The sequence below is a fragment of the Aestuariibaculum lutulentum genome, from assembly GCF_032926325.1.
Classification (GTDB): domain Bacteria; phylum Bacteroidota; class Bacteroidia; order Flavobacteriales; family Flavobacteriaceae; genus Aestuariibaculum; species Aestuariibaculum lutulentum.
The window spans coordinates 1,905,947-1,918,813 of sequence record NZ_CP136709.1; the positions used below are offsets into that span (position 1 = coordinate 1,905,947).

At 36.6% G+C, this 12,867-nt stretch carries 8 protein-coding genes; 6 read left to right on the forward strand and 2 right to left on the reverse strand.

Translation table 11 applies throughout. From position 1 onward, the window contains the following. Nucleotides 1-396: 396 nt before the first annotated feature. From ilvD to R1X58_RS08200, 6 genes are all read left to right on the forward strand, one after another. On the forward strand, nt 397-2,082 hold the full coding sequence (ilvD, locus tag R1X58_RS08175) for a dihydroxy-acid dehydratase (RefSeq protein WP_240573672.1): 1,686 nt from the start codon (nt 397-399) through the stop codon (nt 2,080-2,082). Nucleotides 2,083-2,136: 54 nt separating this feature from the next. Beyond that, entirely contained in the window at nt 2,137-3,870 is a 1,734-nt protein-coding gene (gene ilvB, locus R1X58_RS08180) for a biosynthetic-type acetolactate synthase large subunit (RefSeq protein ID WP_240573671.1), read from the forward strand. A gap of 13 nt (nt 3,871-3,883) precedes the next feature. Further along, nucleotides 3,884-4,423: an acetolactate synthase small subunit gene (gene ilvN / locus R1X58_RS08185; protein ID WP_240573670.1), complete on the forward strand. Its 540-nt coding sequence runs from the start codon at nt 3,884-3,886 to the stop codon at nt 4,421-4,423. Between the two features lie 9 nt (nt 4,424-4,432). Continuing rightward, nucleotides 4,433-5,908 carry a ketol-acid reductoisomerase gene (ilvC, locus tag R1X58_RS08190; protein WP_240573669.1) on the forward strand — a complete coding sequence of 492 codons (1,476 nt, stop codon included), beginning with the start codon at nt 4,433-4,435 and terminating at the stop codon, nt 5,906-5,908. Between the two features lie 41 nt (nt 5,909-5,949). Then, nucleotides 5,950-7,215, forward strand: coding sequence for a threonine ammonia-lyase IlvA (gene ilvA, locus R1X58_RS08195; RefSeq protein WP_240573668.1), 1,266 nt, complete (start codon nt 5,950-5,952; stop codon nt 7,213-7,215). Nucleotides 7,216-7,411: 196 nt separating this feature from the next. Beyond that, on the forward strand, nt 7,412-9,004 hold the full coding sequence (locus R1X58_RS08200) for an NADP-dependent glyceraldehyde-3-phosphate dehydrogenase (RefSeq protein WP_240573667.1): 1,593 nt from the start codon (nt 7,412-7,414) through the stop codon (nt 9,002-9,004). A 70-nt stretch (nt 9,005-9,074) separates the two neighbouring features. Here R1X58_RS08200 and R1X58_RS08205 read toward each other — a convergent pair whose 3' ends face one another. Both R1X58_RS08205 and R1X58_RS08210 read right to left on the reverse strand, forming a co-directional pair. Continuing rightward, nucleotides 9,075-10,463 carry an alpha-L-fucosidase gene (locus R1X58_RS08205; protein WP_240573666.1) on the reverse strand — a complete coding sequence of 463 codons (1,389 nt, stop codon included), beginning with the start codon at nt 10,461-10,463 and terminating at the stop codon, nt 9,075-9,077. Nucleotides 10,464-10,533: 70 nt separating this feature from the next. Then, complete coding sequence (locus R1X58_RS08210; RefSeq protein ID WP_240573665.1) at nt 10,534-12,438, reverse strand: alpha-L-fucosidase; 1,905 nt, start codon at nt 12,436-12,438, stop codon at nt 10,534-10,536. Nucleotides 12,439-12,867 lie beyond the last annotated feature (429 nt).

Below are 12,867 nucleotides of genomic sequence, written 5' to 3' on the forward strand. Positions count from 1 at the left end.
TTAAATATTTGTTGTTCAGGAATTATGAGAAACCAGATTTTAATTAGCATTTCTATTATTGTCATTGTGATTATTTCACAGGGACTGGGAGGCTATTGTTAAAACTTTTGTATAAGAAAATATTAAGCCTTCCAATTTGGGAGGCTTTTTTTATGCAATTATTTTAATTTTTGGACATCATAAAAATATCTAATTAAATTATTGATAATCAGATGTTTGAATAGTTTTTTAGGGTAATGGATTTAACCTTGAAAATTAAAGGAAATAAGAATTAAAAAACCTAATGGTTTACTTTCGAACTTCAATTCGAAAAGTTAGACTATTTATAAAGTAAATCTTAAAAAGATAAAGTATTAAATAAAATAAAGGATAGATTGTAGAATATCTTTAATAAAAATGAAAGAACTTAATAAACACAGTAAACGACTTACGCAAGATGAATCTCAGCCGGCATCACAGGCTATGCTATATGCGGTTGGGTTAACCGATGAGGATATGAAAAAAGCTCAGGTGGGTATTGCAAGTACAGGTTACGATGGTAACCCTTGTAATATGCACTTAAATAGTCTTAAAGATGAGGTCAAGGTTGAGTGTAATATTGCAGGATTAGTCGGTTTAGGGTTTAATACTATTGGTGTAAGTGATGGTATTTCTATGGGAACCTCCGGAATGAATTATTCTTTGGCTTCTCGTGATATCATAGCAGATTCTATTGAAACGGTTATGAATGCTCAAAGTTACGATGCACTTATTTCTGTGGTAGGGTGTGATAAAAATATGCCGGGAGCTGTAATTGCTATGTTACGTTTAAACCGTCCGTCAATCATGATGTACGGTGGAACAATCGCATCAGGAAACTATAAAGGAAGAAAATTAAATATTGTTTCGGCATTTGAAGCTTTAGGGCAAAAAGTAGCAGGAGAGATTGATGAGGAAGAATACCGAGAAATAATAAAAAGTGCGATTCCAGGAGCAGGAGCTTGCGGAGGTATGTATACGGCAAACACGATGGCTTCGGCTATAGAGTGTATGGGGTTCGCTTTGCCTTATAATTCATCTATACCAGCTGAGAATCCAAACAAATTATCGGAAAGCGAAAGAACCGCAATTGCGATTAAAAATCTATTGGAATTAGATTTAAAACCTTTAGATATCATTACTAAAAAATCTATTGAAAATGCAATTGCTATTGTAAATGCGCTTGGTGGTTCTACCAATGCGGTATTACACTTCTTGGCAATTGCTCATGCTGCAGATATAGAATTTACTTTAGAGGATTTTCAACGTGTTAGTGATAGAACACCTTTAATTGCCGATTTAAAACCAAGTGGTAAATACTTAATGGAAGATGTACACGGTATTGGTGGCACACCAGCTGTTATGAAGTATTTATTAGATAACGGCTATTTACACGGCGATTGTATGACTGTTACCGGTAAAACCTTAGCTGAAAACTTAAAAGATGTTGAGCCGCTTCAGTTTGATGATGAGCAAGATGTTATTTACCCAACAGATAAAGCCTTAAAATCTTCAGGAAATTTACAAATCCTTTACGGAAACTTAGCTGAAGAAGGTGCTGTGGCTAAAATCTCAGGAAAAGAAGGATTGGTATTTGAAGGTAAAGCGGTGGTTTACGATGGTGAACAAGCTGCAAACACTGGTATTTCTAATGGGGAAGTTGCAAAAGGCGATGTTGTTGTTATTCGTTATGTAGGTCCTAAAGGTGGACCTGGTATGCCGGAAATGTTAAAACCAACCTCTTTAATTATGGGTGCTGGTTTAGGAAAATCGGTGGCTTTGATTACCGATGGGCGTTTCTCTGGTGGTACACACGGATTTGTTGTTGGGCACATTACGCCTGAAGCACAAACCGGAGGAGCTATTGGTTTGGTTGAAACCGGAGATCGTATCAGAATTAGTGCGGAAGATAATTCTATTAATGTATTAATTTCTGAAGAAGAACTGGCTAAGCGTAAAGCGGCTTGGGTTGCTCCGGAATTAAAACACAAAAAAGGAATATTATATAAATATGCGAAATCGGTGGCTTCTGCTTCAAAAGGCTGTGTAACTGACGCATTTTAATTAGATTTTTCATTTCCGCGAAAGCGGAAATCTCACATATATAAATTGTGAATTATGAATACACAAACTGAAAACAAAACACAAGAAGTGGCAAGTAAAACAATGCGTATTTCAGGAAGCGAAGCTGTGGTACGAAGCTTAATTGCAGAAGGTGTAGACATCCTTTACGGATATCCGGGAGGAGCTATTATGCCTGTTTATGATGAATTGTTCAAGTTCCAAGACCAGATTCATCACGTCTTAACGAGGCACGAACAAGGAGCGGCTCACGCAGCTCAAGGTTATGCTCGTATTTCTGGTAAAGTCGGGGTCGCGATGGCAACATCAGGGCCGGGAGCAACCAATTTAATTACGGGTATTGCTGATGCACAAATCGATTCTACGCCAATAGTTTGTATTACTGGTCAGGTGTTTTCTCATCTGTTAGGAAGTGATGCGTTTCAGGAAACCGATATTGTTGGTATTTCTACACCGGTGACTAAATGGAATTGTCAGGTAACTAAAGCTGCCGATATTCCTAAGGCTTTAGCTAAAGCATTTTATATAGCTAAAAGTGGTCGTCCGGGACCTGTGCTTGTCGATATTACTAAAGATGCGCAAGTGGGTGAATTAGATTTTGAATACACGCCATGTAAAGGTGTGCGTAGTTATATTCCAGTGCCTAAAACCAATCCTGCCGATGTTCAGGCTGCAGCCGATTTAATTAACGCAGCTAAAAAACCTATGATTGTTTGGGGACAAGGCGTTATTTTAGGTAAAGCAGAAGAAGAACTAAAAGCGGTTATTGAAAAGGCTGGTATTCCTGCAGCCTGGACCATTTTAGGGGCTTCGGCAATTCCAACCTCTCATCCATTAAATATTGGAATGGTGGGAATGCACGGAAATTATGCGCCAAATAAATTAACTAACGAGTGTGATGTGTTAATTGCTATAGGGATGCGATTTGATGATCGTGTTACTGGAAAATTAGATTCTTACGCAAAGCAGGCAAAAATCATTCACTTTGATATTGACCCGGCAGAGGTTGATAAAAACGTAAAAACCGATGTTGCTGTAATAGGCGATTCTAAAGATAGTTTAGCGCAGTTATTACCGCTTTTAGAGGCAAAATCTCATGATGCCTGGTTACAAGAATTCAAAGATTTATATGCTATAGAGTTCGAAAAAGTTATAAAAGGTGATCTACATCCGGTTAAGGAAGGTTTAACGATGGGCGAGGTGTTAAGACAAATTAATGAAGAAACTAAAGGTAATGCAGCGGTAGTTTCCGATGTTGGTCAGCACCAGATGATTGCTTGCCGTTACGCCGATTTTAAAGTTTCAAAAAGTAATATTACTTCGGGTGGTTTAGGAACTATGGGGTTTGCGTTGCCAGCAGCTATTGGAGCGAAGATGGCGGCGCCAGACCGCGAAGTGGTTGCGATAATTGGTGACGGTGGTTTCCAAATGAATATTCAGGAGTTAGGAACTATTTTCCAGACTAAAGTACCTGTTAAGATTGTGGTACTGAACAATGAATTCCTTGGAATGGTGCGTCAGTGGCAACAGTTATTCTTCGATAAGCGTTATGCGTCTACCGAAATGACTAATCCTGATTTTGTAACGATTGCAAAAGGCTATCACATTGATGCAAAACGTGTGAAGAAGAGAGAGGAACTGGCAGATGCTGTTAAAGAAATGATTGCTTCAAAAGACGCTTATTTCCTTGAAGTATGTGTAGAAAAAGAGGATAATGTATTCCCTATGGTTCCAACAGGAGCTTCGGTTTCAGATGTGCGTTTAAGCTAAATAATCAGAAAAAATGAACGAAGAAATAAAAACATTTACAATCTCGCTTTACACCGAAAATAACATTGGTTTACTAAACCGTGTTTCGGCAATTTTTCAGCGTAGACATATAAATATTGAAAGTTTAACAACATCACAATCTGAAATCGATGATGTGTTCCGATTTGTTATTGTTGTCAATATTACAGAAGCTCAGGCTGCCAAAATAGTGAAGCAGTTTGAAAAACAAGTGGAGGTTATTCGTGCGTATTATCATACTGATGAACAAACGATTTATACTGAGTCTTGTATGTTTAAAATCAAGTCGGCATTATTATTCGAAGAGCCGCAAATTCAAAATATTATTAAGGATAGCAATTCAAGAATTGTTACCGTAAACCGAGAGTTTTTTGTTTTAGAGAAATCTGGAAGAAGACATGAAATAGAGTCATTACGCAGAGATTTAAATGTGTTTGGTATCATGCAGTTTGTGCGTGCCGGACGTATTGCAGTAACAAAAGACGAAATGAGAGTAACCGATATGCTTATGGCATTCAATAATCATAATAACTAGAAATTAAAAATGGGAAATTATTTTAACACACTTTCGTTAAGAGATAAATTAGACCAATTATCGAAGTGTAGATTTATGGACTCTTCAGAATTTGAAGATGGTGTAAATGCATTAAAAGGCAAAAAAATTGTTATCGTAGGATGTGGTGCGCAAGGACTTAATCAAGGGTTAAACATGAGAGATTCAGGATTAGATATTTCTTATGCTTTACGTGCTGAGGCGATTGTTGAAAAACGCAAATCGTTTGTAAATGCAACAGATAACGGATTTAATGTAGGAACATACGAAGAGTTAATTCCAACGGCAGATTTAGTATTAAACTTAACTCCAGATAAGCAACATACCAGTGTTGTAAACGCGGTAATGCCTTTAATGAAAAAAGGAGCAACATTATCATATTCTCACGGATTTAACATTGTTGAAGAAGGAACTCAAATTCGTGAAGATTTAACTGTAATCATGGTAGCGCCTAAGTGTCCAGGTTCAGAGGTTCGCGAAGAGTATAAAAGAGGTTTCGGTGTACCAACATTAATCGCCGTTCACCCTGAAAACGATCCGGAAGGTAAAGGATGGGCACAAGCTAAAGCATATGCTGCTGCAACAGGTGGTGACAGAGCAGGTGTGTTAGAGTCTTCTTTCGTGGCTGAGGTAAAATCTGATTTAATGGGTGAGCAAACCATTTTATGTGGCTTGTTACAAACAGGATCTATTCTTTGTTTCGATAAAATGGTTGAAAAAGGAATCGATGCTGGTTATGCTTCTAAATTAATCCAGTACGGATGGGAAACTATCACTGAAGGTCTTAAGTATGGTGGTATCACTAACATGATGGACAGACTTTCAAATCCTGCTAAAATTAAAGCATTCGAACTTTCAGAAGAACTAAAAGACATTATGCGTCCGTTATTCCAAAAGCATATGGATGACATTATGGAAGGTCGTTTCTCTGCAGGTATGATGGCTGATTGGGCAAATGGAGATAAAGACTTATTAACATGGAGAGCGGCTACAGCCGAAACAGCTTTCGAAAAAACGCCTGCTGGTGATGTTGAAATTTCTGAGCAAGAGTTTTACGATAACGGTGTGTTAATGGTTGCTATGGTAAGAGCCGGTGTAGAATTAGCTTTCGAAGCTATGACCGATTCAGGTATCATCGATGCTTCGGCTTACTACGAGTCGTTACACGAAACACCACTTATTGCAAACACGATTGCAAGACGTAAATTATATGAAATGAACTCTGTAATCTCTGATACTGCTGAGTACGGTTGTTACTTATTCGACCATGCTTGTAAGCCATTATTAGCAGATTTCATGACAAAAATCGATACCGATGTTATTGGTAAAGCGTATGCTAAAGATAATGGTAAAGGTGTTGATAACGCGAAGTTAATAGCGGTTAATAAAGCGTTAAGAAATCATCCTGTTGAAAAGGTTGGAGCGTTCTTAAGAGCATCTATGACGGCTATGAAGCCAATCGTTTAATATGTGTTTCCACGAAGGTGGAAATCTAAAAAAAAGCATTTATGGAAAAAGGGAAAACGACTTATTTTCCTAGCATAGATAAAGTTAAAGTAGCTGCCGATACCATTAAAAAAGTATCGGCAGTTACGCCTTTAGGCCCTAGCTTAAGGTATTCAAAACAATTTGATGCTAACATACTTTTAAAGCGCGAAGATTTACAGCAGGTACGTTCGTATAAAATCCGTGGGGCTTATAATAAAATAAGTTCGTTAACGGCCGAAGAGTCTGCTAATGGGGTGGTTTGTGCCAGTGCCGGAAATCATGCGCAGGGTGTGGCATTATCTTGTAAATTATTAAAAATTAAGGGGAGTATTTATATGCCTGCGCCAACACCAAACCAAAAGGTAGAGCAGGTAAAAATGTTTGGTGAAGATTATATTGAAATCAAACTGATTGGCGATACATTTGATGATGCGAATAATGCTGCCATGAAAGAATGCGAGGAGCAGAAAAAGACATTTATACATCCTTTTAATGATGAGAAAGTAATTGAAGGTCAGGCCACCATCGGTCTTGAAATTTTAGAGCAAGCAACCGAGTCTATTGATTATGTTTTTATTGCCATTGGCGGTGGCGGACTGGCTTCTGGGTTATCAACGGTTTTTAAGACTTTGTCTCCAGATACTAAAATTATAGGAGTTGAGCCGGAAGGTGCACCTTCGATGAAAGTTTCAATTGAGAATGGGGTTAATACCGAATTGGACGAGATAGAAAAGTTTATTGATGGCGCTGCAGTAAAGCGTGTGGGGGATTTAACTTTTGAAATCTGTAAAGCTAATTTACATGATGTGATTACGGTACCCGAAGGTAAAGTCTGTGAAACTATTTTAGAACTTTATAATAAAGATGCTATTGTAGTTGAACCTGCAGGAGCCTTGAGTATTTCGGCATTAGATTTTTATGCAGAGGAAATTAAAGGTAAAAACGTGGTTTGCGTAGTGAGTGGTAGTAATAACGATATTACCCGAACCGCCGAAATTAAGGAACGTGCATTATTATATGCTAACTTAAAGCATTATTTTATTGTGAAATTCCCGCAACGTGCAGGAGCTTTACGAGAATTTGTGGTTGATATTTTAGGACCTAGCGACGATATTACCTTTTTTCAGTATGCCAAGAAAACTAATCGGGAAAATGGTTCTGCTGTGGTAGGTATTCAATTAAAATCATCCGACGATTTGGAACCTTTAATTACCAAAATGAAACAACGTAATTTCTTTGGAGATTATTTGAATAATAAACCTGATTTGTTTCAGTTTCTAGTGTGAAAAAGCTGCATTAAAATGCGGCTTTTTTATTGCTTTTTATTTAACCGAAAACGTTATCGTTCTGTGCATTTTTTCGAGGTTTCATTTTTATGCTGAAAATGCAATATTTCTATCCTTAATATTGATTTTTGAAAATATTATTAGCTAAAATATGAGTACCTTTATTCATAGTTTTTAATGTGAAATCGATTAACCTATGAAGACGAAATTTTCAGAAATACCTGAACAATATAGAATTACCTCATTAATCCATCAAAATAGTTATTTAGTTTCCGGTGAACTAAAAGAATGGCACGGAGAAACGGCAGAAGTTTTTTCTACTATTTCTTCTACCGAAGATTATAAGCCTACCTTGTTAGGAACAGTACCTCAATTAGGTGAAAAGGAAGCTGCAGAATCTCTTAATTCTGCTTTAGAAGCTTTCGATAAAGGTCAGGGGTTATGGCCAACAATGAAAGTGATTGATAGAATTGCTTGCATGACCAAGTTTGTCGAGCAGATGAAGACCAAGCGCGAAGAAATTGTAAAACTTTTAATGTGGGAAATAGGTAAAAACCTGCCAGATTCTCAAAAGGAGTTCGACAGAACTGTAGATTATATTTACGATACCATTGAAGCTTATAAACAAATTGATCGCGATTCTGCAAAGTTTGAAAAAAGCGAAGGCGTTTATGCACATATTCGTCGTGGACCACTAGGAGTGGTGTTATGTTTAGGGCCTTATAATTATCCGTTAAACGAAACATTTTCATTGCTTATTCCTGCGTTAATCATGGGGAATACGGTGATTTTTAAACCTGCAAAACACGGTGTGTTATTAATAACTCCGCTGTTAGAAGCTTTTCAAAGTAGTTTCCCAAAAGGCGTAGTTAATATTGTGTATGGTCGCGGACGTACTTTGGCAACGCCAATCATGCAATCTGGAAAAATTGATGTTTTGGCGTTAATTGGTAACAGTAAATCGGCTAACGCTTTACAATCGCAACACCCTAAAGGGAATAGGTTACGTATGGTTTTAGGGTTGGAAGCCAAGAATCCGGCGATTATTTTACCAGATGCCGATTTAGATTTAGCAGTTGAAGAGTGTATTGCTGGAACATTATCTTTTAACGGACAACGTTGTACGGCATTGAAAGTGGTGTATGTTCATGAATCGGTAGCTGAAGAGTTTAACAGACGTTTTTCCTATAAAGTGGATCAATTAAAATTTGGAAATCCTTGGGAAGCTGGTGTTAAATTAACCCCTCTGCCGGAAGTTGAAAAACCAGCTTACATTCAGGAATTAATTGATGACGCTTTAGAGAAAGGAGCGACTATTTTAAATGAAAAGGGCGGGGAAACAACAGAAAATTTTATTTATCCTGCTGTACTTTATCCTGTAAATAAGGAGATGCGTGTATATCAGGAAGAACAATTTGGACCAGTAATTCCAGTGATATCATTTTCAGATATAGAAGAACCTTTAGATGATATGGCAGAATCGAACTATGGGCAACAAGTGAGTTTGTTTGGTAAAAATGTACATACGTTAGCGCCGCTTATTGATACTTTGGTAAATTTAGTTTGTCGTGTGAATTTAAACAGTTCTTGCCAACGCGGCCCCGATGTTTATCCGTTTACAGGAAGAAAGGATTCGGCTTATGGTACCTTAAGTGTACATGATGCGTTACGTTCGTTCTCTATTAGAACTTTTGTAGCTTCAAAAGATAACGATTACAACAGAGCCATTTTAAATGAACTTCTGGATAAAAAGGTGTCTAATTTTATAAGTACCGATTATATTTTGTAAAAAATGATATAATTAGATGAAAAAAATCGAGGGTTTTGCCCTCGATTTTTTTTGTATGTAGAATATTGTTTTAGTTGTCTGTGCTGAAAACTTCAAAAGATTTAATTTCCGGATTTCCTTTAGATTCGGTAATTTTTAAACGCACTTGTGAAACATTTAGCTCATCAAACTTATGGATAAATTTATGCCCAATACAAGAGCCTTCAAAAATAGTTTTCCAGCCTTCCTTAGTTTTTCCTTCCAAAACAAAAGCTCTCACACGTTCTCCAATGGCAATGTTTTCGGTCAAGACAATTTGATTAATGTTTTGAGTTTTTGAAAGCTTTATAATTAGTTTAGATTTGTTCCCAGATGTTGTTCCAACCGGGGTTGAAAACTTACGATTGATTTCATCTCCAAATTCCTTTAGACGTTTTACATCAGGCTCAGGAATTAGTCCGTTCGGGTCTGGGGTAATGCCTAAAATAAGAGAGCTGTTGTGTCCAACCGAGTTGTAATACATGTCTATTAGGTGTTCTAAAGGGAAAATGTGTTCTTCGTCATTCGGTTCCCAAAACCATTCATGGCGCCCGTTATAACCTCTAAGCGGGGCATCGCTCATGGCTGGCATGTAATATTTGCCATCAGGATCTCCTGTCTTTAATAACTCGAAATTGTTTTTAAAAATGACCTTTTGATTGGTAGAATGCGAGTAAGGAAATGGGTAAGTGCCCCAACTAGGATAAGGTACTTTTCCAGATTCGCTACCTCCCCAACGAATATCTGCACGTTGTGTGTTGTGATAAAAAATAATATTTTTTTGATGTTTTTCAGCAATAGGTAAAATGTCGGCTCCACCTTGTTCGGGACCATGAGCACCACCATCAAACCAAACCATAGCCAAATCGCCATATCGAGACATCAGTTCGTCTACCATACCTTCACACATACGGTTGTAATGTTTTTGACGATTCTCGGCGAATTCGCCTGTCCCCTGAACTTTAAAATCATGAATGCCATAGAACGAATTCCAGCGAATACCAATATAAATACCTGGTTTTACGCCGTATTTTCTACAAGATTCAACAAAATCTTTTACAATATCGCCTTTTCCATCTTTCCATTTTACAGCTTTTAAACAGTATGGATTAACATCACTTTGGTATAAGGCAAAACCGGTTTCGTGCGTTGCGGTAAGAATCGCTAAATTACAACCAGCATCTTTAACCGATTTAATCCACTGGTCGGTATCAAGTTGTTTAGGGTTAAAAATATTGATGTCCTCAACCGGTGTAATTCTGTTGATTTTTTGGTTGTATTGTTTGTTATCGAATACATGGAGATCGTAGTGAAAAACAGCAACCAATTCGGCATCTTGCCAATCTAATTGAGCTTGTGTTGGAATTGGAACTTCGGTTTGTGCTACCAGCACTTGTATTGAAAGAAATAAAAGTAGTAAAGTATATTTTATAAGGTTCATGTAAAATATTTTAAAAATTAAGGTTGGTTTTGTTTTTAATACGTTTCAATTTTAGATATCCCTGAGTTTTTTATTCGTTAATTTCAGAACCGTAAACTTGTAATTTTTTTAAATGAAGGGCAGCAGTAGAGGAGGACTCTACAGAAATTTTTATGTAGCGTCCTTTAATTCCTGGTAATTCAATACCGGCATTAAACTGGGTTACCGGAACTTCCCAATGATAAAAGCTTCCTTTTTTATCTTCAATTTTGTTCCAGTTTTCACCATCTATTGAAGTAAAGACACTAAAATTAAGATCGTTGGTTAAATAATGTTTCTGATTAAAAATATCGATACCTTTAACTTGATAATTTTTTCCTAAATCTATAATTGCAAATGCTTCTTTTTCTTCTTTACTATGAAAAGCAAAAGGGCTGTTAAATAGTTTGTTTGAAAATAATAAATTATGGAAACTAGAATCGTCTTCCTGAGATTGTGAACTTATTGTGAAGGTCCCATTATCCGAAATAATATTGCCGTATAAAGGGTCTGAAAATAAGGAGTTAGACAAAGCGTCTCCAGACATTTCGGTAATTGTTTCTTTGCATGTAAGCTCGATAATAATGGTTTCTTCGTTTTTGTTCGCTTTTGAAAGATTAAAAACAATTTCCGATTTGTTTTGAGTGAAACTTATTTCTCCACCTGTAAGTAATTGGGCTTTTTTTATTTTTGAGGGTATTGCAGGCAGCTTTAATGAATTAAGCGATTTGTCGGTAATGTGTAAATAAATGGTTTTGTCTTCGTGCGTGCTCCCTCCCCATTTTTGAGGATACCAAGGGCCTCCTTTAGTATTGTAAATAGATTGTCCGTAGGTTTTCATCCATTGGCCAACGTCTTCCAATCGTTCTACCTCGACATCATCAAATGCACCATTCCATTGTGAACCCCAACTTAAAAGCATATTACCATTTCCGCAGGCAGTAGACGTTATCATTTTTATGATTTTTTCTTTTGATTTTGGTGGTGTTCCAGAATAAGACCAGGAATGTGTTAGTGTAATGCAACTTTCCCAAGGGCGCTCCTGGTACATGCCAATTTTTTGTTCAGGCGTATCAAAATCTCCAGGAATTGAAGCACGATTGTTAATTATAATTCCTGGTTGTAATTTACGTATCATTCTGGTTAATTCTTCAGAATCCCACATATCAGCAGTAAACATACCACCCCACCAAGAAGCATCAAACCAAAAAATATCCACTTTGCCGTAATTCGTGCATAATTCTTTGACTACATTGAATTGATATGCTTTGTATTTATCGTGTGTAGGTCCTGGAAGGACTTTTTCAACACCTGGCTTAGCGTTAAAATAGGGTGCTTCTTTTTGACGGACAACCAACGTTGTGTCTATAGGTGCGTAATCTGGATGATACCAATCACGTTGCGAATAATAGATTCCAAATTTCATGTTTGCTTCATGACAGGCATCGGCGATTTCTTTTAAATAATCTCTTCCAAAAGGCGTATTTGTAACCTTGAAATCTGAATATTTTGTATCCCACATATGAAAACCATCATGATGTTTAGCGATGGTTACAATGTATTTCATGCCTGCATCTTTGGCAATCTTAACCCACTTTTTGGCGTCGAAATTTTCAAATTTAAAGTGTTCAGGATAGGTAACCCAAACGGAGTCTGCAATAGGACCATGACCGCCATCAGGCGCTTTTCTTGTGTAGCACATACCCCAACTAAGGTCTTTTTTAATATAAGTTGAAAGGCCAAAATGAATAAACATGCCGTATCGAGCATCATTGAACCATTGCATGTCTTTTTCAGAAGCAAAATTACTGGAATCCCATTCTGCTTCGCTAAATAATTGTATATGGTTCCATCTGGCGTTTTTATCCGTTTTATTACCACGTACAGACCATTGTGCGTTGATTGAATGGAAAGAACAAATTAAAAGGAAGAAAAGGGCGGTAAGTTGTTTTGTCATATTTTTTTGAGCTAGATAAGGGGAGTTTGTTCTATTAATAATTTGATTTTGAGCCGATAAATTAAATGAATAAAAAATAGCAATTAGAAAGAGTATAAAGTTGCTTTTCACGTAGTATTTAATTAAATTTTTTGGAGTTAGTTGTTTCTAAACAAATATATAAATAAAGCAATATGTGAGATTGAGTATTTATTTTTTGCGTTTACTCAAGATTTTAGTGAAGTAGCTAATAGGATTCTTTGTTGAATTCTTAATGAAATTGCTTTATGTTGAGTTATTTATGTGCAAAATAAAGTAAAATTGAATATATTATTAATTTTTGTGAAAATTACATGCTTTTTAAGAAATGTAATAATTTGGATTAAAAATTTTATGTAATATTGCATCATCTAGTTAACGAAAGGGGCTAACGCCGACGATTTAGAGTTA